This window comes from Duganella aceris (genome assembly GCF_011090165.1).
GTDB classification, from domain to species: domain Bacteria; phylum Pseudomonadota; class Gammaproteobacteria; order Burkholderiales; family Burkholderiaceae_D; genus Rugamonas; species Rugamonas aceris.
This window is the reverse complement of record NZ_JAADJT010000007.1, coordinates 191,888-211,523: the sequence shown is the minus strand read 5'-3', so window position 1 is coordinate 211,523 and position 19,636 is coordinate 191,888. Positions and strand designations below refer to the sequence as shown.

Annotated in this window: 17 protein-coding genes; 5 read left to right on the top strand and 12 right to left on the bottom strand. The window is 65.7% G+C overall.

The window, feature by feature from the left end:
- Positions 1–63 precede the first annotated feature (63 nt).
- Positions 64–813 carry a 3-oxoacyl-ACP reductase family protein gene (locus tag GW587_RS16845; protein WP_166105364.1) on the top strand — a complete coding sequence of 250 codons (750 nt, stop codon included), beginning with the start codon at positions 64–66 and terminating at the stop codon, positions 811–813.
- A 19-nt stretch (positions 814–832) separates the two neighbouring features.
- Positions 833–1,432: an NADPH-dependent F420 reductase gene (locus GW587_RS16840; protein ID WP_166105362.1), complete on the top strand. Its 600-nt coding sequence runs from the start codon at positions 833–835 to the stop codon at positions 1,430–1,432.
- A 56-nt stretch (positions 1,433–1,488) separates the two neighbouring features.
- Here the strand turns inward: GW587_RS16840 and GW587_RS16835 are convergent, their stop codons facing one another.
- Together GW587_RS16835 and GW587_RS16830 are read right to left on the bottom strand one after the other, a co-directional pair.
- On the bottom strand, positions 1,489–2,727 hold the full coding sequence (locus GW587_RS16835) for a glycine betaine ABC transporter substrate-binding protein (RefSeq protein WP_166105360.1): 1,239 nt from the start codon (positions 2,725–2,727) through the stop codon (positions 1,489–1,491).
- 12 nt (positions 2,728–2,739) lie between these two features.
- A complete protein-coding gene (locus tag GW587_RS16830) occupies positions 2,740–3,579 on the bottom strand; it encodes a VOC family protein (RefSeq protein ID WP_166105358.1) in 840 nt (279 codons plus the stop codon).
- 216 nt (positions 3,580–3,795) lie between these two features.
- Between GW587_RS16830 and GW587_RS16825 the strand changes: the two genes are divergently transcribed.
- Positions 3,796–4,884 carry an L-dopachrome tautomerase-related protein gene (locus GW587_RS16825; RefSeq protein WP_207393526.1) on the top strand — a complete coding sequence of 363 codons (1,089 nt, stop codon included), beginning with the start codon at positions 3,796–3,798 and terminating at the stop codon, positions 4,882–4,884.
- Here the strand turns inward: GW587_RS16825 and GW587_RS16820 are convergent, their stop codons facing one another.
- The 3 genes from GW587_RS16820 to GW587_RS16810 form a co-directional block, all read right to left on the bottom strand.
- A complete protein-coding gene (locus tag GW587_RS16820; RefSeq protein ID WP_166105354.1) occupies positions 4,885–5,496 on the bottom strand; it encodes a glutathione binding-like protein in 612 nt (203 codons plus the stop codon).
- A gap of 14 nt (positions 5,497–5,510) precedes the next feature.
- On the bottom strand, positions 5,511–6,521 hold the full coding sequence (locus tag GW587_RS16815) for a bestrophin family protein (RefSeq protein ID WP_166105352.1): 1,011 nt from the start codon (positions 6,519–6,521) through the stop codon (positions 5,511–5,513).
- A gap of 77 nt (positions 6,522–6,598) precedes the next feature.
- Positions 6,599–7,489 (bottom strand): LysR family transcriptional regulator, encoded by an 891-nt coding sequence (locus GW587_RS16810; RefSeq protein ID WP_166105350.1) that lies wholly within the window; start codon positions 7,487–7,489, stop codon positions 6,599–6,601.
- A 96-nt stretch (positions 7,490–7,585) separates the two neighbouring features.
- On the opposite strand from GW587_RS16810, the gene GW587_RS16805 reads away from it, so the two are divergent.
- Positions 7,586–8,407, top strand: a complete 822-nt coding sequence (locus tag GW587_RS16805) for a pirin family protein (RefSeq protein ID WP_166105349.1) — start codon at positions 7,586–7,588, stop codon at positions 8,405–8,407.
- Here the strand turns inward: GW587_RS16805 and GW587_RS16800 are convergent.
- The 7 genes from GW587_RS16800 to GW587_RS16770 all read right to left on the bottom strand — a co-directional run bounded on the left by GW587_RS16800 (position 8,404) and on the right by GW587_RS16770 (position 18,609).
- Positions 8,404–9,210 carry an isocitrate lyase/PEP mutase family protein gene (locus tag GW587_RS16800; RefSeq protein WP_166105347.1) on the bottom strand — a complete coding sequence of 269 codons (807 nt, stop codon included), beginning with the start codon at positions 9,208–9,210 and terminating at the stop codon, positions 8,404–8,406. The genes GW587_RS16805 and GW587_RS16800 overlap by 4 nt on opposite strands.
- Positions 9,207–10,190: a GGDEF domain-containing protein gene (locus GW587_RS16795; RefSeq protein ID WP_166105345.1), complete on the bottom strand. Its 984-nt coding sequence runs from the start codon at positions 10,188–10,190 to the stop codon at positions 9,207–9,209. Before GW587_RS16795 ends, GW587_RS16800 begins: the two co-directional genes overlap by 4 nt.
- Positions 10,191–10,234: 44 nt before the next feature.
- Positions 10,235–12,604, bottom strand: coding sequence for a DNA polymerase II (locus tag GW587_RS16790; RefSeq protein ID WP_166105343.1), 2,370 nt, complete (start codon positions 12,602–12,604; stop codon positions 10,235–10,237).
- A gap of 156 nt (positions 12,605–12,760) precedes the next feature.
- On the bottom strand, positions 12,761–15,259 hold the full coding sequence (locus tag GW587_RS16785; protein ID WP_166105341.1) for a TonB-dependent receptor: 2,499 nt from the start codon (positions 15,257–15,259) through the stop codon (positions 12,761–12,763).
- Positions 15,260–15,577: 318 nt separating this feature from the next.
- Entirely contained in the window at positions 15,578–16,648 is a 1,071-nt protein-coding gene (locus GW587_RS16780; protein WP_166105339.1) for a LacI family DNA-binding transcriptional regulator, read from the bottom strand.
- Between the two features lie 32 nt (positions 16,649–16,680).
- Complete coding sequence (locus tag GW587_RS16775) at positions 16,681–17,895, bottom strand: acyl-CoA dehydrogenase family protein (RefSeq protein WP_166105336.1); 1,215 nt, start codon at positions 17,893–17,895, stop codon at positions 16,681–16,683.
- 9 nt (positions 17,896–17,904) lie between these two features.
- Positions 17,905–18,609, bottom strand: a complete 705-nt coding sequence (locus GW587_RS16770; RefSeq protein WP_166105334.1) for a histidine phosphatase family protein — start codon at positions 18,607–18,609, stop codon at positions 17,905–17,907.
- Between the two features lie 91 nt (positions 18,610–18,700).
- On the opposite strand from GW587_RS16770, the gene GW587_RS16765 reads away from it, so the two are divergent.
- Entirely contained in the window at positions 18,701–19,606 is a 906-nt protein-coding gene (locus tag GW587_RS16765) for a LysR family transcriptional regulator (RefSeq protein ID WP_166105331.1), read from the top strand.
- Positions 19,607–19,636 lie beyond the last annotated feature (30 nt).

Sequence of the window (19,636 nt, the reverse complement as noted above, 5' to 3'; positions counted from 1 at the left end):
TACTGCTGGTGAAGGCGCGCGCCCATACTGGGTTCGTCATCCCACTACTTTACGAAGCTAACCATGAACACCAGCAAACAACTGCAAGGCAAAGTCGCCATCGTCACCGGCGCGTCGCGCAGCATCGGCGCCGCCATCGCCAAGCGCCTGGCCGCCGACGGCGCCAGCGTCGCCATCACCTATCACGCCTCGCCGGAGAAGGCGCAAGCGGTCGTGGCCGCCATCGAGGCGGACGGCGGCAGCGCCATCGCGATCCGGGCCGACGCCGGCTCGCCGCAGGCGGTGCGCGACGCGGTGGCGCAGGTCGCCGCGCGCTTCGGCAAGATCGACATCCTGGTCAACAACGCCGGCATCAGCGTGCTCGGCGCGCCGGAGGAGATCAAGTTCGAGGACTTCGAGCGCATCCTGGCGGTCAACGTCACCGGCGCCTTCGTCGCCACCCAGGAGGCGCTGCGCCACATGGGCCAGGGCGGCCGCATCATCCACATCGGCAGTTCGATGACGCAGTACGCCGCCTTCGGCACCGCCTCGGCCTACACGCTAACCAAGGGCGCGCTGTCCGGCTACACGCGCGGCCTGGTGCGCGACCTCGGTCCGCGCGGCATCACGGTCAACGTGGTCCACCCCGGCCCGACCGACAGCGATATGAACCCGGCCGATGGTCCGATCGCCGATTTCGTCAAGCCGGGCATCGCCGTCGGACGTTATGGCGTCGGAGAGGATGTGGCCGCTGCGGTGGCGTATCTGGCCGGCCCGGAAGCGTCGTTCGTCACCGGCCTGGACATGCGGGTCGACGGCGGCTTCACCGCTTGATTTTCCAGGAGACGAGATCATGAAAATCGCCATCATCGGCGCCGGCGCCATCGGTTCCGCCATCGCCCGCATCCTGATCCGCGCCGGCATCCCCGCCGCGATCGCCAACAGCCGTGGGCCGCAATCGCTGACGGCGCTGACCACTGAACTTGGGCCGCGCTTGCAGGCGGTCGACGTCGCCGAGGCGGCGCGGGCGGAGCTGGTGTTCCTGGCCGTGCCTTGGTCGAAGATCCCGGCGGCGGTCGCCGGCCTCGGCCCGTGGGAAGGCCGCATCGTGGTCGATGCCAACAATCCGATCGAGGCGCCGGCGTTCCAGCCGATCGACCTCGGCGGCCAGGCGTCGAGCAGCGTGATCCAGCAACTGGTGCCGGGCGCGCATGTGGTCAAGGCGTTCAATCATCTGCAGGCGGGGCTGCTGTCCAGCGATCCCGCCGCGCAGGGCGGCAAGCGGGTGTTGTTCGTGTCCGGCGACGACGCCGCCGCCAAGGGCGCGGTGATGGCGCTGGTGCGGCAGCTCGGCTTTGCCGACATCGACCTTGGCACGCTCGACGGCGGCGGACGCCTGGCGCAGTTCCCCGGCGGCCCGCTGCCGACGCTGAACCTGGTCAGGCTTGGCTGATCCGGCGTCAACCATTCGACGGCCAGGCCCGCCCGGTTAAATCCCGCAGTGCCGGCTTAGCTCTTGAGCCAGCCGGCTACCCTGCTTTCGTTCTGGCGCATCCAGATGCGCGCCGCTTCACGCGGCGTGTGCTTGCCGACGTTCACCAGGTAATCCATCTCGGTGACGCCGTCCAGGCCCAGCTCGACTTTGGCCAGGGCGGCGCGCGTCTTCGCCGGCAGCGCGCGCAGCTTGTCGCGCGGCGCCACCAGCGAGGCGTGGTTGACGCCGCCGAGCACACCCTTCGGATCCTGCAAGGGGCGCAGCTTGCCGTCGCGGTTCAGGTATTGCGGCGCCCAGGTGGGAAACACGACCCACTTGCCTGCGGCGCGCGCGGCGTCGTAGGTGGCGATCCATTCGGCTGCGGTGCCGGGGCGCAGGCTGTAGCCGGCGGCGTCCAGGCCGTAGGCGGGGATGGCTTTTTGCGATAGCGTGGTGATGGCGGCGCCGGTGCCGATGCCCTGGATTTGCTTGGCCATGCGCGCGGCCACCGCCGGCTTGGCCAGGTCGGCGATGGTGTGGACTTCGCCGGGCGGGACATAGTCGGGCACGGCCCAGAAGAAGCGGGCGCCGTCGTAGAGTTTCGCGACCTCTTCGGCGTCGTTGCCGTAGCGGGTCCAGTAGGCGGCGTGGCCTTCGGGGAGCCATGCGGCGGCCATCAGGTCGAGCGTGCCGTCGGCCAGCAGGGGAAACATTTCCTCATGCGGCCCCTGGCGCACCACGACCGTGTGGCCCAGGCGTTCCAGCACTTCCTGGATCACCGCGCCGGTCACCGCGTAGAAGCTGAGGCCGACCTGGCCCAGCACCACCCTGCCCGCCGCCGACGTCTCAGCGCCGGCCGACGCTGCCTCTGCCGGCGTGGCGGCAGTCGTGCCGGTGGCGGCAGCGGGCGCGTGGGCGGCTGGGGCCTGCGCGGGGGCGGCTGGGGCCTGCGCGACGGCGGCGTTGGCCCGCGCGGGTGCGGCGTTGGCCTGCGCGAGGGCGGCTTTGGCCTGCGCGGGGGCGGCGTTGGCCTGCGCGGGGGCGGCGGTGGCCTGCGCGACAGCGGCGTTGGCCTGCGCGCGGGCGGCGGTGGCCTGCGCGACAGCGGCGTTGGCCTGCGCGAGGACGGCGTTGGCCTGCGTGACGGCGGCTGGGGCCCGCTCGAAAGCGGCAGTGGCGCCAGAGGTGGCGGCTGAGGCGGCCATGGCGGCCAGTGCCAGCAGCGTGCGGCGGCGTGACGCTACCGGTTCTTCATCGAGTGCGCTATGCGTCATGCCATTCCTCCTTTATTTTGCGCGGCGGCGCGTTTCGTAGGCGTCGCCGAAGACTTGCTTGGCCTGGCCGCGCACTTGCACGAACTCCAGCTGCTCGCCTTCCGGACCCTTGGCGTAGATCAGCGACCACCCGTCGGACTTACCGCTGGTGATGCGGTTGGTCAGCGTATCAAGCGGCGCCTGCTTCCGCTCCTGCTCGCTGCCTGCGGCGACGATGCGATTCGCCCTCACATTGTCCATGCCGCGCCTGGCCGATTCCTCCTCCAGATCATGGATGAACTGGTTGAAGTCGACATCGTCGCGCACATAGAAACAGATGTGCATCGATTTCGGAAAGGCGGGGCTGGTGTGCTCGTGCGGCGGCGCGAAGCTGGCGCCGCTGCCCTGCGGCTGGTTGCTGTCGCGGTATTGCAGCAACTCGATCACCACATTGTCGAACTGCACGAAGCGTACGTCCAGCCGCTGTGCTCCGCCGCGCAGGTCCGGCACCCCCAGTGTGCGCGGATTGACCTTGCGCCGCTTGGCCTCCAGCTCCTCGGTGAGCAGCAAGGTGTTGTGGATGACGTCGCCCTGGAAATCGCCGTCGCGCATGATCTCCGTGCCGCCCAGCACCTGCGTGTAGAACTCGAAAGCGCGGTCCATGTTCTGCACCGTGACGCCGAAGTGCTGCACGCCCTGCAGCCTGGCCCCGACCGCGCCGCGATTGCGTGCCGTCGACGTCGATGCGGGACCCTGCGCCACCGCCGGCGCGGCGACGGCCATGGCCGAAGCGGCAATGCCGGTCAGGGTCGCGGCGCCCGCCACGCGCATCAGTTCGCGGCGACGCGGGTTGTTCAATTCATCCAGATCCATTTGTTTTCCTTCGCAAAATTGTTAATGCAAAGGCCCATCATCACCGACCAGCCAGCGCCGGGGCGAGTAAATTATGGTTAATTTTGGTAAGACGGCGGCCGCCGCGCGGCGTCAAAATTGACAACGATTAACCGTCAAATCACAGCGCTGAATACTAGACTGACTCTTTGAATATCCATCAAGGAGTCTGCAATGCCGTACAAACTATTTCCAGTGATGTTAGCGACAATATTGCTCGCCGCGTGCGCCGCCAAGCCTGAGCTGGCGGACAAACCGGCCGTCGGCAAAGTTGAAATCATCGCCGAACTCGATATCACGCCGGGCAACGTCACCGCCTCCAAGGACGGCAGGGTGTTCGCCAGCATCCACGGCATGCGCCGGGGTCCGGTGCAATTGATCGAAGTGACCGGCAAGAATACCTATGTGCCCTTCCCCGACGCCAGCTGGAACGGCAAGCCGGGCTCGGGACCGGATGTCCTGAATACGCCGCACGGCGTGCTGATCGACAGCAAGGAGCGGCTGTGGGTAATCGACCACGGCAACTGGATGGACCAGCCGCAGCCGCCGAAGCTGCTGGCCTTCGACATCGCCACGCGCAAGCTGGCCTATCGCCACGATTTCAACAAGACCATCGCGCCGGCCGACCAGATCCTGCAAGACCTCGCGGTCGACGGCGAGCGCGGCTTCGTGTACATCGCCGATTGCGGCCTCGATCCGGCCATCGTCGTGGTTGACATCAACAAGAACACGGCGCGCCGTTTCAGCAAACATCCGTCGCTGGCGGCCGAGAATGTCGAGCTGGTGGTGGAAGGCAAGCCGTTGCTGTTCCCCGGCGCCGGCGGCGTCATGGGTCCGGCACGGGTCGGCATCAATCCGATCACACTATCGGCCGATGGCGAAACGCTGTACTTCGGACCGATGAACGGCACCGCGTGGTACTCCGTGCCGGCGCGGCTGTTCCGCGACAACGCCCCGGACGCGCAGATCGCCGCCGCCATCCAGCGTGCCGGCTCGAAACCGATCTCGGACGGCGCGGCCACCGATGCCGAGGGCAATCACTTCTTCACCAATCTGCCCGACAACGGCATCGACATGCTGACCGCGCAAGGCGAGCTGCGTCCGCTGGTGCGCGACGCGCGCTTCCTGTGGCCGGACAACGCGCACTTCGGGCCGGACTCGTGGCTCTACGTCGCGGTCAACCAGCTGCACCGCAATCCGATCTTTTCCGGCGCCGGCGACCAGGGGCAGCCGCCGTATCTGATCGCGCGGGTGTGGACCGGCACGCGCGGCCAGCCGGGACGCTGATCAGTGCGACTCTTCGACGGCCAACGCCGCCCTCACGCCGGCGTCGTCGGCCATGCGGGCCATGAAGGCGGCCAGGTTGTTGAGCCCCTTCTGGTCGACCTGCTTGGCGATGGCCCAGCGCGTGACCACGAACAGGTAGGCATCGGCAACCGAGCGGTTGTCGACCAGCCAGTCGCGGCCCGACAGCTGACGGTCCAGCCGCTCCAGGTAGGTGCGGATGTGATGGCGGGCGTTGGCGTGCAGCAGGTCGTCGAGGTCGCGCTGCTCCAGGAAGCGTGACGGCGAGAAGATCGGCTTGAACGCCTTGTGCACGTCGGAGTTGAGGAAGCCGAGCCAGCGCATCACTTCGGCACGTCCGCGCGGCGTGCCATCGCCGACCAGCTTGGCGGCGGGATGGAGGTCGCACAGATAGCCGAGGATGGCGACGTTCTCGGTCAACAGATAACCGTCGTGCTCCAGCAGCGGCACCGTGCCGCCGGCACAGATCGCCAGATAGTCCGGCTCCTTCATGCTGTCCAGGCTCATGCGCACCGGCGTGTAAGGCACGTCCAGCCAGGCCAGCACGATCATGTCGGCCAAGGAACAGGCGCCCTGCATATAGTAAAGTTTCATCTGATTTTCTCCGGTTACAGGATGAGGTGGTGGTTGATTTGCGGCGTGGCCGTCGGCGGCGGGTCGCCCAGCAGTTGGCGCAGGTCGCATTCGATGCCGTGGCAGATGTGCGTGATCGGCACGTCGTTGGCGCCGCCTTCGAACGGGTTCTCGGTGCTTTCGCCGACCTGGTCCAGCGAGACGTACATCCACGCGATCAGCACGCTGAACGGCACCGCCAGCCAGGCCATATTCCCCGCCAACACGCCGGAGACGACGTCATTCAGCCTGTCGAATTCCTTGACCACGCCGAGCGGCAGCAGCAAGGCGAACGACCATACAAAGATGGTGTGGATGATGGCGTACTGCCGTGGATACGGGAAATTCTTGATGCGCTCGGCGCGGCTGTGCAGGTCGATGAATTCCTTCAGCGTCTTCTGCATTTCCATGTGGTGCAGCACCGGCACCTGGTCGCCTGCGAACAGTTGCTTGATCGCCGCGCTTTGCAGCGCCAGCAAGGCGTTGGCCGGACTGGCGGCATGCGCCACCGCGGCCGATTGTTCCGCATCGAGATAGGGACGCAGCGCGGCGTCCAGTGCGACCTCGTGCTCGGCGACGTTATAGCTGCGCGCGCGGTATTCGAAGTTGTAGCGGTTGGCCGCCGCTTCCCACACCTTGCTCAGTCGCAGTTGATAGCGCACGGCGGTCAGCCAGGCCAGATGGCGCTGGATCAGTGCGCGGGTCTGCTCGCCGTTCTTGGGAAAGTCGCGGCAGATCAAGCCCCAATAGCGGCTGCTGCTGGAGATGCTGCTCCAGATCTGCTGCGCTTCGGTGGTGCGCGCATAGGTTTGAGCGTTCTTGAAGCCGACGATGAACGAGGCCGCCGTGCCCAGCAAGGCGGCCACCGCCCACGGCATCGCGATCCAGTGCCAGCCCAGCAGCTGATAGGCCGCCACCTGCGCGGTCGCGACCGCAAGCAGGATGTACGATTTGCGTCGTGTCCAACGGACAAATTCCGTCAGCGCGTAGGATTTTCCGATGTGCATGGTCAGCTTTCAACGTGACGTTGCAGTATGACAGCGCGGAAAATCCCGATTGGTGCGTATAACTCACCACTGTGATGCTAGGCGAGCTTGAGCCGGTTGACGAACCAGCGTCCGGCCGGTCCGGGCGGATGGTCCTTCATGTGGATGGCGTGCATGGAGAAACCCGGCCCCAGCGCGGCGTGCGGCTCCAGCGCGATGCGCACCAGCTTGCCCGTACGCAGGTCGTCGTCGACCATGTGCAGCGGCATGTAGCCCCAGCCCAGACCGGCGCGCAGGAAGGCGTGCTTGGCGCCGAGGTCGGCCAGCCGCCAGGTCTGCGGCGACATCACGCCAAAGTTGCGTCCGGCCGTCAGCGAGGAGCGGTCGGTCAGCACCAGTTGCACGTGCTTGCCGGCTTCCTGTTGCGAAACCGGCGTCGCCACGGCGGCCAGCGGATGGCCCGGCGCGACTACCGCCACGGCGGCGACGCTGAGCAGAAATTCGGAGGCGCAGCCGGACGGAATTTCCGGCAGCGAACCGATGATCGCGACCCGGCAATGGCCTTCGACCAGCGGCTGCACCACCGCGCCCAGCGCTTCGACGTACAGGCGCAGCGGCGTGCCGGGAAAGGCTCGGTGGAAGGACTGCACCGCCGCCGTCAGCGTGGCGATGGGGAACATCACATCGACCGCGACCGCCAGTTCCGGTTCCAGCCCTTCGGCCAGCGTGCGCGCCTTGGCCTTGAAGGCATCCATGCCGGCGGCGGCCTGGCGCGCCTGCTCCAGCAGCGCCCTGCCCGCCTCGGTCAGTTGCGGATAGCGGCCGGTACGGTCGAACAGCGCGAAACCGACCTGCTGCTCCAGGTTCGCGAGCGTGGTGCTGACCACCGACTGCGCCCGGCGCAGCTTGCGGCCGGCGGCCGAAAAACTGCCCTCGTCGGCGGCGGCGATAAAGGTGCGCAACTGGTCCATCGACATGGCGTCAAGCATATATATCTACTTCCTGAATACTATCCATCCAATTATATAGGCTATTCAGATAGATGACGGAGATCTAATATCGCTTCAACAACCAAGGAGCCAGTCATGATCCAAGCACAAAGAAAACTGACCTATCGCACCCGCGGCCGCCGCCATGGCGCCATCACGCGCTTGGTCAGCCCAGGCGATGTCGGCCAGATGATCAAGCCTTTCGTTTTCCTCGACCACTTCAAGATGGAGGCCGATCGTGGCGGCAAGATGGGCATGCATCCGCATTCAGGCATCGCCACCGTCACCGTCATCTTCGACGGCGCCGTCGAGTATAGCGAAACCACCGGCAGCGCCGGCGTGCTGCGCACCGGCGGCGTGGAGTGGATGGCGGCCGGTAACGGCGTCTGGCACGACGGCGGACCGGTCGAAGGCCAGGGCGTGCACGGCTTCCAGCTGTGGCTGGCGCTGCCAACCGAAGATGAAAACGGCCCGTCGCACAGCCAGTACCTGGCGGCCGAGCAGGTGCCGCATTACGGCCCGGCGCGTGTGATCATCGGCGCCTACGGCGACGCGGTCAGCGCCATCCAGCCGCGCGCGTCGATCAACTACCTGCATGTGAAGCTGGCCGACGGCGAGCGCTGGACCTACGCCCCGCCGGCGGGACACGATGTGGCCTGGGTATCGGTCGGCGCCGGCGCGCTGCTGGCGGCCGGTACGGTGATCGGCCAGGAGGTGGCGGTGTTTGAAGAATGCAACGCGGCGATCGAATTCGTGGCCGAAGGCGCGACCGAGTTCGTGCTGGGATCGGCGGTCAAGCATCCGCACGACTTGGTCACCGGCTACTACTCGGTGCACACCAGCGAGGCCGCGCTGGCGCAGGGCGAGCGCGAGATCGAGCGCATCGGCAAGCAACTGCGCGCGGCGAACCTGATCTAGCCCTTGCTGAACAGCGCCTGCAGATCGCCATAAGCCATGGCGTTGGCGAGCAGCGGGCCGGCGTTGCCGGTGGCCAGGAAGCCCTTGGCCATGTCGGCGGCGACGGCCCACAGCGCTTGCGGAATGCCGGAACCGGCGCTCAGGCGCGCCACGCCCAGGCCGTGCAAGGCATCGGCGGACGGCAGGCCCGGCCAGTCCATCACGTTGAGCGGCAAGCCGGCGCCGGCCGCCACCGCTTCGATCTCTCCGGGCTTGCAGATGCCGGGCACGAACAGGCCGTCGGCGCCGGCCGCCTTGTAGAGCGCGGCGCGCCGCAGAACCTCGGCCACGCGCTCGCCTTCCGGCGCCAGGCCACGCAAGTACACGTCGGTGCGGGTGTTGATGAAGAGGTCCTTGCCCGCTTGCGCCGCCAGCCGCTTGATGGCGGCGATCTTGTCGGCCAGCAGTTGCGGCGCGGCGCCGCCGTCCTCCAGATTGATGCCGGCCACGCCGGCGTCGATCAGGCGTTGCGCGTGCTGCGCGACCACGGCGGCATCATCCGAGTAGCCGTTTTCCAGATCGACCGTCAGCGGCACCGTCAGCACGCGCGCGATGTTCAGCGCGACGCCGATGGCGATCTCGGCCGGCATGCTGTCGCCGTCGGCATAGCCCATGGCCCAGGCCACGCCGGCGCTGGTGGTGGCGATGGCCGGCGCGCCCAGGCTTTCAAACAGGCGCGCGCTGCCGGCGTCCCAGGCGTTGGGCAGGTGCAGCAGTTTGTTGCCATCGTGCAGTTGCTTGAATGCGGTAAAACCTGGACTCATGTTCCCTCCTGGTGCGAATTGTTCTTCATGGCGTGTTTGTTCTTGTACATGTCGGCGTCGCCATGCGCCAGCAGACGCGCGATGTCGGCGTCGCCGTCGGGCGGCAATTCGACCTGGCCGACGCTGAAGCAGATCTCGTAGCCGCGCCGGTCCGCTTCGTTGCGTTCGTTGATGGCGGTGCGCAGGCGATTCACCACCAGCGCGGTTTCGTCGCGGCTGGAATTGATCAGCAACGCGACGAATTCATCGCCGCCCATGCGTCCCGGCAAGTCGCTGCTGCGCAGCACCTTGCGTAGCGTCTCGGCAAATACCTTCAGCGCGCGGTCGCCTTCGGCGTGGCCGAAATTGTCGTTGATCTGCTTGAAGCGGTTCAGGTCGAAAAACAACAGCGAGGCCGGCTTGTCCATGCGCGCACACAGTTGCAGCGCCTGCGGCGCGGCCGCCTCGAAGCCGCGCCGGTTCAGCAGCGTGGTCAGCTCGTCGACGGTGGCCATCTGCACGGCGGCCATTTCCTGTTCGACCATCGCGGCCAGGTCGCGCAACAGCGACACGTCCTCGGCGCTGAACTGGCGCGGTTCGAAGTCGATCAGGCACAGCGAGCCGAGCCGCGCGCCGCCCGGCACCTCCAGCGGGCAGCCGGCGTAGAAGCGGATGAACGGCGCCTGCGTCACATATGGATTGTCGTGGAAGCGCGGATCGTTGCGCGTCTCCGGCACCAGCAGCACGCCGTCGTTGACGATGGCGTGGGCACAGAACGACAGTGCGCGCGGCACCGGCCCGGACGCCTGGCCGGCGCAGGACAGCGCGAACACCGCCTCGTCGTCGACCAGCGTGACCTTGGCCACGGGAACGCCGAACAGCCGCTTGGCCAACCGCGTCAGGCGGTCGAAGCGTTCATCGGGCAAGGCGTCGAGCAGGCCGAGCGAGTGCAGCACATGAATCCGCTGGGCTTCGTTGGTGGGCGTCTGCGGTGCTAACATCGTCATCCCCCGTGGCAAGATTGATCCTGCATTATGCGCCAGCTTCAGAACAAACTGGCTTGCGACGTGGTCAGGCTGGAAAAACTGTCGTGCATCGGCAGCAGGATCGAATCGGCGATCGGTTGCAGCTGTTTCGTCAGGTAATGTTCGTAGTCGATGTGGGAGCGCATCGCCTCCAGCGGCTCCGGGCCGCCGGTGGTCATCACGTAGCTGATCCAGCCGCCGTTCTGGTAGCGCAGCGGGCGGCGCTGGGCCTGGTTGTATTCGTCGGCCAGGCGCGCCGCGCGCACCTGCGGCGGCACGTTGACCTTGTACTCGTCCAGCGGCTGGCGCAGGCGCTTGCGGTAGACCAGCAGCTCGTCGAAATCGCCGGACATCGTCTTCTGCGCATAGTCGCGCACGAAGTCCTGGTAGGGCTGGTCCTTGAAGATGCGCGTGAACAGCCCCTGCTGGAACTGCTGCGCCAGCGGCGTCCAGTCGCTGCGCGCCACTTCCAGGCCGCGATAGATCACTTCCTCTTCGCCCTTGGCGTTGATGGTCAGGCCGGCGTAGCGTTTCTTGCTGCCGGTGTCGGTGCCGCGGATGGTCGGCATGAAGAATTTCTGGTAGTGGGTGTCGAACTCGATCTCGAGGTGGCATTCCAGGCCCAGCTTGTCCTTCAGCGTGGTGCGCCACCATTGGTTGATGCGGTCGGCCAGGCCTTGGCCAATGGCCAGCGCTGCGTCGTTGGCGTATTCCTGTTTCAGCCAGATGAAGATCGAATCGGTGTCGCCGTAGATGACGTCGTAGCCCTCGGCCTCGACCAGTTCGCGGGTCTGCTTCATCATCTGGTGACCGCGCAGCGTCACCGACGATACCAGGCGCGGATTGAAGAAGCGGCACTCGGTCGCGCCCAGCACGCCGCAGAAGGAATTCATCAGCAGCTTCAGCGCCTGCGACAGCGGCTCGTTCCTGGCGCGCTTGGCGGCGTCGCGCTGTTTCCAGATCTGGGTGGTGATCTCCGGCAGGCAATGGCGGGTGCGCGAGAACACGGTGCCGTTGACGCCCTCCACCACCGAGGCCGGATCGTCGGCGTGCTCGCCTTCGACCAGCCCGACCGGATCGACCAGGAAGGTGCGGATAATCGACGGGTACAAGCTCTTGTAGTCGAGCACCACCACCGAATCGTACAGCCCCGGCTTGGAATCCATGACGAAGCCGCCCGGCGAAGCGCCGCCGGAGATGTCGCCGACGCTGGGCGCGACGTAGCCTTCGCGGTGCATGCGCGGCAGATAGTGGTGGCCAAAGGCGGCGATCGAGCCGCCGAGGTGGTCGGCTTGCAAGCCGGTGACGGTGGCGCGTTCGATCATGAAAGCCAGCAGGTTGGCCTTGTCGAAGATGCGCGTGACCAGTTCGCAATCCTTCAGGTTGTAGTGCGCCAGCGCCGGCTTGTCTTCCTGGAAGCGGCGCTCGATCTCGGCCATCTTGTCGTAGACGTCGCCGATGTCCTTGCCCTCGCCCAGCATGGACTGGGCCACGTTCTCCAGGCTGAAGGATGGGAAGGTCCACGACGCCGCCTTGAGCGCATCGATGCCGTCGAGGACGATGCGGCCGACCAGCGGCGCGAACAGGTAGCCCTGCTTGCCCGGATGCTCGCGCCACTCGATGGTCTTGCCCTCGCGGCCGAGGGTCAGCGGAATGCGGTGCTTGTCGGCGTTCTTTTGCAGCACGTGCAGGTCGAACTGCACCACGTTCCAGCCGATCAGCACATCGGGATCGTGGCGCGCGAACCAGCTGTTGAGGCGTTCGATCAGCTGGCGCGGGGTGGCGCAGTATTCGAGGTCGAAGTCGATCTGCTGCGACGAGGCGGCCGGCGGCTCGCCGAGCATGTAGACCTGACGCTGGCCGCAGCCTTCCAGCGCGATCGAATACAGGTCGCCGTAGGCGCTGGTCTCGATGTCGAGCGACACCATCTTCAGCGTGGGGCGGTAGTCGGGCGCGGGCTTGAGCTTGCAGTTGTGGATCACGGCGCCGCTGACGTGGCCGCCGTCGATCTGCACGCCGGCGGTGATGAAGCGTTCCATCAGATAGCGCTCGGGCGGGCGGATATCGGCCTCGTACAGTTTGATGCCGTGGTCGCGCAGCGTGCGCTCCAGCGCGGTCAGCTGCTTGTAGCGTGACGCATAGATGCCGATCACCGGCTGCTGCTCGAAGGTCTTGAGCTCCAGCGCGCGCAGCTCGAAGCCGCCGTCGGGCAGCTGGGCCTCGATGGCGTCGCGCAGCGAGGCTTCGGCGAAGGCCACGGACGTTTGCGCGGTGAGGCGGATCTTGCGCGGACCGTCGTCGGTCGCCAGCCAGAACTCGATCTCCGTCCCCTGGGCCGTATCGCGCCAGTGGCGGGTCAGAATAAAGCCATTGTGGGAGGTGTGCGTCATGCGCGAATTATACTGTACGCGCATACAGCCTGCCCGGTAAAAAACTCCGGGGTCAGAGCTAAAAACTGGACACGGGCTCTACCGTAGCGACCGCTACGGTAGAGCCCGTGTCCAGTTTTTAGCTCTGACCCCGGAGTGAGGGGGACATTTGCTGGCTTAGTATTTCACGTCCAGCTTGACGCTGAAGTAGCGGAACACGTCGCGCGGCGGGACCCAGCTGCTGGCCGAGACTTGCGGCGAGGTCGCGGTCGGGCCGGCGCGGAACGACGATGGACCACTCGAGTTCGCATTCGGGATGTAGAACCGGTCGAACAGGTTGTTGACCCGGAAGCTCAGCTTGTACTTGTCCTGCGCATCGCGGATACCAAAGCCCAGGTCGGTGATGCTGTACGGCTTGTTGACCGAGAATGGATCGTTGTTGATGTTGGTGTTGTACTTGCTCTGGTAGCGCACGTTCAGATTCACGAATCCCTTGAACGGCATGGTCGGAATCAGGAAGTCGTAGTTGGCGCCGATGTTGGCCTTGATCTTCGGCGTGCCCGGAAACACGCCGCCGCTCAGGTCCTGCACACCCGTGGTCGATCCGGCCACGATCGGGAAACAGGCCGCGTTCTGGCCGGCGATCGAGCCGTTGGCGGCCAGCTTGGTGCCGCCCACCGCGACGTTGGTCGAGTCGCTATAGCATGGACCATTTTTCCATTTTTCGATCGTCGGCAGCGTGAACGCCAGCGCCGCGTTGACCGTCAGATCCTTGGCCAGCAAGGCGTTGGCGTCGATCTCGAAACCGTGGGTGCGGATGTTCGGGATCGAGTTCAGCTGGCTGTAGATGGTCGGGTCGTTCGGCAGCACATAGGTGATGTTCTGCTGGTAGTTGAAGAAGTCCGAGTTGTAGTACGTGGCCGCCACCGACATGCGGTTGTTGAACAGGTTGGCCTTGGTGCCGATCTCGAAGCTCTGGCTGGTTTCCGGACGAATCGGGAACGCCGCCACCGCCTTCAGGCCCGACGTCACGTCGTAGGCCTCGCCCTTGTAGCCGGTCGACACCTGCGAGTAGACCATCCATTCCGGCGTGATCTGTTTCTGCAGGCTGACCTTGCCGGTGGTGGCGACGTCGGAGTTGCCGATGCTCTGGAACTGGTCCACGCCGACCGGACCCGGCTTGAACGAGGCCACCGTCAGCTGGTCGGTGAAGTAGTTGCGCTTGTAGTGGTAGCCGGAGATTTCCTCGTTGACGCGCAAGCCGGCCGTCAGGGTCCAGGTCGGCAGGAATTCCCACGACGCCTGGCCGAACACCGCCTTGTTGGTGTTGTAGATGTCGGTGTAGTAGTTGGTCGGGCTCGACGGCGAGTTGGCGTTGCAGGCCACCGGCGCGACGCAATAGCCGCGGATGAAGTGGCGGTAGATCTCGTTGTGCGCCACCCACAGGCCGGCCACGTATTTGAAGGTGCCGGTGTCCGGCGAGACGTAGCGGATCTCCTGCGTCTTGGAGCGGATGTCGTAGGTGCCGAACTGGTTGTTGTCGATGGTCGGGACGGTCTGGCCGGACGGGGCGATGGTCGGCACGTCGGCGAAGTCCTGGTCGCGGAAGTCGTTGGCCAGGTACTTGCTGTACGAGGTGATCGACATCAGTTGGGCGTCGTTCGGCAGCGTCCACGACACCTTCAGGCCGACGCCGCGGTCGGTCGAGATCAGGCCGGTCGGGAAGTCGCGGCGCACGTTGCGGTTGCCCGGATCGTTGACGTTGATGCCCTTCAGGATGGTGCTGGCCGGCAGCAGCGGATTACCGTTCAGGTAGACGTTGTCGAGGCCGATCGGGGTCGACACCTGGTTACCCGCCGCCAGCGAACCGGTGCGCAGGAAGAAGCCGTTAACGGCGGTCACGCCACGGGTGTTGTCCTGGGCGTTGTAGCGCGGCGTCAGGTCGACCGAGATGTTCTCGGTTGGATTCCATTGCAGCTTGGCCATGAAGGTCTTGCCGCCCGAACCGTTGACGTCCTTGCCGTCGGTCAGGTTGTGGAAGGTGCCCGGCAGGCGGGTCTTGCTGGCGTACAGGCGCATCGCGAACTCGTCGTTGATGCGGCCGCCCATCGAGGCGTTGACGCGCCATTCCTTGTCGTCGGTCAGGTAGGTGCTGGCGCGATACACCATCGGCCCGGCCAGCGGCTTGGTGACGATGTTGACCGCGCCGGCCACGGCGGATTTGCCGAACAGCGTGCTCTGCGGGCCTTTCAGCACCTCGATGCGCGCCACGTCGGCCAGGTCTTTGAACGCCTGGAACTGGGTGGCGATCGGGATGTCGTCGATGATCACGGCCACGTCGGATTCGACGCCGATGCCGACCGAGACGGTGCCGATGCCGCGCATGAAGATCGCGTTGTTGGCGGCGGTGGTGCCGGAGTTCAGCGTCAGCGACGGCATCAAGGCCACCACGTCTTCGATCTCGCGGATGTTGGTGCGCTGGATTTCCTGCTCGCTCATGACCGAGATGGCCATCGGAACGTTTTCCAGTTTTTCCACGCGCTTGTTGGCGGTCACCACCACGGTTTCCAGCGTGCCGGGCTTGGTGGTCGATTCTTCCTGCGCCTGCGCGCCGTGCGCGAACAACGCCAGCGCCAGGGCGGACGCCATCGGCGTCATTTTGATGGTTTTGATCATGGTCGTCTGCTGCTTGTAATTGTTGTTAAACACTATTGTCCCCTAATGAACAGAGATGAAAACTGCGATGCCGCGTCGGCCTCCTGAGTTGCGATTTAGTTAAGTTAAAGCATTACCAAAAAATCTGTAATCAGCGCCATTATACGAGGTTTAATGCCAAGTTAAACGGTTTCTGGTACCGGTACCAGTTGTATGATGACTTAGGTTAATCCAAGCTATTTTGGATGTCAATAATTTTTGGAAATGACAGCTATGAGATTTGTAAATGGCGTGCGCTGCGCAACATAAACATGCCGTAATGACATGTTTACAGGCGCGTCAGGCGCTGTCGCGTTCGACGATGGAAAAGCCGATGTCGACGATGCCGTCGCGTACTTCGCGTTCCTCGGAACGCTCGACGATGAAGCGCGCCGCCGTGGCGCCGATGCGGGCGCCGTCGATGCGCACCGTGGTCAGCGCCGGATGCAGATCGCGCGCGAAACTGAGGTCGCCCAGGCCGACGACGGCCAGCCGCCCCGGCACGGCGATGCCCTGCGCTTGGGCCTCGGTCAGCACGCCCAGCGCCACCATGTCGGAACTGCAGAACAGCGCGTCGATGTCGGGATGGCGCGCCAGCAGCTCGCGCAGGCCGGCGCGGCCCATGCCGACGTTGGTCGGCGCCGGCACCAGCCAGCCCGGCACCTCGGTCGCGCCGGGCGCGGCCATGCCGAGTTCGATCGCGGTGTCGGAGAAGGCTTTCATGCGGCGCTGCGCACGCTGGTCGTTGGCGCTCAGCGTGGCGACGCGGCGCTTGCCCTTGCTATGCAGGTAGCGCGCCACCGCCTCGCCCACCTTCTCGTGCGAGAAGCCGACCAGCATGTCGATCGGATTCGGCGTCAGGTCCCAGGTCTCGACCACCGGGATGCCGCTGGTCAGCAGCCGCTGGCGGCCCTGCGGCGAGCGCATGATCCCGGTCAGCACCACGCCGTCGGGACGGCGGCCGATGATGGTCTCCAGCAGCTCGTCCTCGCGCGAATCCTCGTAGCCGGACTGGCCCAGCATCAGCTGGTAGCCATAGGCCGCCAGCGACGCGGTGAGCGACTGCACCATCTCCAGGAACACGTTGCCGGAGATGGTAGGGATCACCGCCGCCACCAGCCGGCTCTTGCGCGAGGCCAGGCCGCCGGCCAGCATGTTCGGCACGTAGCCGGTCTGCTCGACGGCGCTGCGCACGCGCTTGAGGATTTGTTCCGACACCGCGTTCGGCGTGTTGAGCGCGCGCGACGCGGTGATCGGCGCCACGCCCGCCAGCGCCGCCACGTCGCGCAAGGTGGTGCCGCCGCTTTTACGGCGGCTGCGGCGCGGCGGTGGAAGGATGAGGTCTTTTTTGGTTGCCGGGGTATCGTCCATGCGGCGATTCTAACATCCGATTTTGCGGCCGCCTATTTGTAGCGCGCCAGCTCCATCTTGCCGATCTGGCTGCGGTGCACCTCGTCCGGACCGTCGGCCAGGCGCAGCGAACGCGCGCTGGCGTAGGCGTGCGCCAGGAACGGGTCGGCCATGCCGCCGCCGCCCTGCACCTGGATCGCCCAGTCGATGACCCGGCAGGCCATGCTCGGCGCGGCCACCTTGATCATCGCGATCTCCTTGGCCGCGACCTTGTTGCCGACCGTGTCCATCATGTGCGCGGCGTTGAGCACCAGCAGGCGCGCCTGGTCGATCATGATGCGCGCCTCGGCGATGCGCTCCAGCGTCACGCCCTGCTCCGCCACCGGCTTGCCGAAGGCGACCCGCGACAGGCTGCGGCGGCACATCTGCTCCAGCGCACGCTCGGCCAGGCCGATCAGGCGCATGCAGTGGTGGATGCGTCCCGGTCCGAGGCGGCCTTGCGCGATCTCGAAGCCGCGTCCCTCGCCCAGCAGCAGATTGGTCGCCGGCACGCGTACGTTGTCGAACACGATTTCGGCGTGGCCGTGCGGCGCGTCGTCGAAACCGAACACCGGCAGGTGGCGCAGGATGTTGACGCCCGGTGTGTCGCGCGGCACCAGGATCATCGACTGCTGCTTGTGGCGGCTGGGGTTATCGGGATCGCTCTTGCCCATGAAGATGAACACCGCGCAGCGCGGATCGTTGGCGCCGGACGACCACCATTTGCGGCCGTTGATCACGTAGTCGTCGCCGTCGCGGACGATGGAGCTGGCGATGTTGGTGGCGTCGGACGAGGCGACGTCCGGCTCGGTCATGCCGAAGCAGGAGCGGATGCGGCCGTCGAGCAGCGGTTCCAGCCAGTCGCGCTGCTGCTCGGGCGTGCCGTAGCGCGCCAGCACCTCCATGTTGCCGGTGTCCGGCGCCGCGCAGTTGAACACCTCCGGCGCGAAGTGCGCGCGGCCCATGATCTCGCACAGCGGCGCGTATTCGAGGTTGGTCAGGCCGGCGCCGTGTTCGGAGTCGGGCAGGAACAGGTTCCACAGGCCGGCGGCGCGCGCCTCGCGCTTCAAGTCCTCCATGATCCGGGTCGGCAGCCAGGCGTTGCCGGCGGCGCGGTTGGTCTCGATCTCGGCGTGGAAGCGCGCCTCGTTCGGATAGATGTGCTGTTCCATGAAGGCGGTCAGGCGGGCTTGCAGCGCCTGTACTTTCGGGCTGTAGTCGAAGTCCATGGTGGTTCCTTATCGGTAGGTGACGGCGCCGGGTTGGCCCAGCCATTCCAGGTGCGCGTAGTTGTTCAGGTAGCTCAAGGTGAACTGGCCGGGGCGTTGCAGCAGCTTGGTGACGGCGCAATTGGCCAGCGTCCAGTTCATCTCCATCACCTGATAGTCCTGCAGGCCGAGCAGGTGCTGCATCAGCGTCGAGATCACGCCGCCGGAGGTGAACACGATGGTGGCCTGCTTGCTGCTGTCGGTGTCGAGGCGCTCCAGCGCGGCGACGCAGCGGCGCCGGAACGCCGGCCAGGTTTCCTTGTAGTCGTCGTCATGCCAGCCGCCCATCCAGCGCTGCATCGCGGCGCGGAACAGATGCTCCAGCGCGCGCGGCGGATCGACGTGGCGCGCCAGCAGCGCCTTGAACGCGACCGCGTCGGCGAACTCGGGGCAATGGCGCAGCAGCACCTCGTGATGATCGAATTCGGCGAAGCCCTGGTCGGTGATCCAGTCCGCCTCCGCCAGTTGTGGCTTCGGCAGCTCGGCCAGGCAGGTGTCGGCGGTCTGGCGATGGCGCGCCATGCCGCCGGTGACCACCCGCTGAAACGACTGGCGGCCGTTGGCATACCACTGGCCCAGCAGGCGGGCCTGCTCGTAGCCGAGCTCCGACAGCTGGTCGTAATTGACGGCGCCGAACGACGCCTGGCCGTGACGCACCAGGAAAATTTGTCCCATATCGTTTTCATTCCCTCATAAACAGGCACCAGCTTAACGGCCGGCCTATAATTCATCAAATGAATAGTATTAATTCACCCGCATAAATCCCATGCATATATCGAAAGTCGATCTCAATCTGTTCATCGTGTTCGAAGCGATCTACGCCGAGGGCAGCATCACGCGCGCCAGTCTGAAGATGAACCTGACGCAGCCGGCCATCAGCCACGCGCTGAACCGGCTGCGGCAACTGTTCGACGACCCGCTGTTCGAACGGCAGGGTCACGTGATGGTGCCGACGCCGCTGGCACGCTCCATCATAGACCCGGTGCGGCAATCGCTGCGCGGCTTTGAAGTGACGTTGAACGGCGTCGAGCGGTTTGAAGCGGCCGGCAGCGAGCGCAGTTTCTCGCTGGCGCTGCGCGACGTGCTGGAAGCGAGCGTGCTGCCGCCGCTGATGGCGCGGGTGGCGCGGGAAGCGCCGCTGGTCGGGCTGAACACCTTGCAGGTCGGACGGCGCGAACTGGAAAGCGAACTGGCGGCGGGCACGCTGGACGCCGCGATCGACATCCTGCTGCCGCTGTCGAACGACATCCGCCGCACGCTGCTGGCGACCGATCAGACGGTGGTGCTGGTGCGGCGCGATCATCCGGCGGTAAGGGGCACGCTGGATCTGGACGGTTATCTGACACTGGAGCACATCCAGACCAGTTCACGCCGGCGCGGGCCGGGGCTGGAGGATTTCGAGTTGAGCCGGTTGGGATTGCAGCGGCGGATACGCCTGCGCTGCCAGCACTACTTCGCCGCATGCCGTGTCGTGAGCCAGACCGACCTGGCGCTGACGATGCCGGAGCGGCTGGCGCGCGTGGTCAATCAGCAGTTCGGCAACCAGATCCTGGGGGTGCCGCTGCAGATGCCGTCGCTCGACATCTACCTCTACTGGCACGCCAACGTCGACGCCGACCCGGCCAGCCTCTGGCTGCGCGGGCAGATCAACGACGCTGTGCTCGTGACCTAAAAACTCCGGGGTCAGAGCTAAAAACTGGAC

Bases quoted from the DNA above. Each gene is read 5' to 3' on its own strand.
- GW587_RS16845 (WP_166105364.1), top strand. From the start codon at position 64: ATGAACACCAGCAAACAACTGCAAGGCAAAGTCGCCATCGTCACCGGC.
- GW587_RS16840 (WP_166105362.1), top strand. From the start codon at position 833: ATGAAAATCGCCATCATCGGCGCCGGCGCCATCGGTTCCGCCATCGCC.
- GW587_RS16835 (WP_166105360.1), bottom strand. From the start codon at position 2,727: ATGACGCATAGCGCACTCGATGAAGAACCGGTAGCGTCACGCCGCCGC.
- GW587_RS16830 (WP_166105358.1), bottom strand. From the start codon at position 3,579: ATGGATCTGGATGAATTGAACAACCCGCGTCGCCGCGAACTGATGCGC.
- GW587_RS16825 (WP_207393526.1), top strand. From the start codon at position 3,796: ATGTTAGCGACAATATTGCTCGCCGCGTGCGCCGCCAAGCCTGAGCTG.
- GW587_RS16820 (WP_166105354.1), bottom strand. From the start codon at position 5,496: ATGAAACTTTACTATATGCAGGGCGCCTGTTCCTTGGCCGACATGATC.
- GW587_RS16815 (WP_166105352.1), bottom strand. From the start codon at position 6,521: ATGCACATCGGAAAATCCTACGCGCTGACGGAATTTGTCCGTTGGACA.
- GW587_RS16810 (WP_166105350.1), bottom strand. From the start codon at position 7,489: ATGCTTGACGCCATGTCGATGGACCAGTTGCGCACCTTTATCGCCGCC.
- GW587_RS16805 (WP_166105349.1), top strand. From the start codon at position 7,586: ATGATCCAAGCACAAAGAAAACTGACCTATCGCACCCGCGGCCGCCGC.
- GW587_RS16800 (WP_166105347.1), bottom strand. From the start codon at position 9,210: ATGAGTCCAGGTTTTACCGCATTCAAGCAACTGCACGATGGCAACAAA.
- GW587_RS16795 (WP_166105345.1), bottom strand. From the start codon at position 10,190: ATGTTAGCACCGCAGACGCCCACCAACGAAGCCCAGCGGATTCATGTG.
- GW587_RS16790 (WP_166105343.1), bottom strand. From the start codon at position 12,604: ATGACGCACACCTCCCACAATGGCTTTATTCTGACCCGCCACTGGCGC.
- GW587_RS16785 (WP_166105341.1), bottom strand. From the start codon at position 15,259: ATGATCAAAACCATCAAAATGACGCCGATGGCGTCCGCCCTGGCGCTG.
- GW587_RS16780 (WP_166105339.1), bottom strand. From the start codon at position 16,648: ATGGACGATACCCCGGCAACCAAAAAAGACCTCATCCTTCCACCGCCG.
- GW587_RS16775 (WP_166105336.1), bottom strand. From the start codon at position 17,895: ATGGACTTCGACTACAGCCCGAAAGTACAGGCGCTGCAAGCCCGCCTG.
- GW587_RS16770 (WP_166105334.1), bottom strand. From the start codon at position 18,609: ATGGGACAAATTTTCCTGGTGCGTCACGGCCAGGCGTCGTTCGGCGCC.
- GW587_RS16765 (WP_166105331.1), top strand. From the start codon at position 18,701: ATGCATATATCGAAAGTCGATCTCAATCTGTTCATCGTGTTCGAAGCG.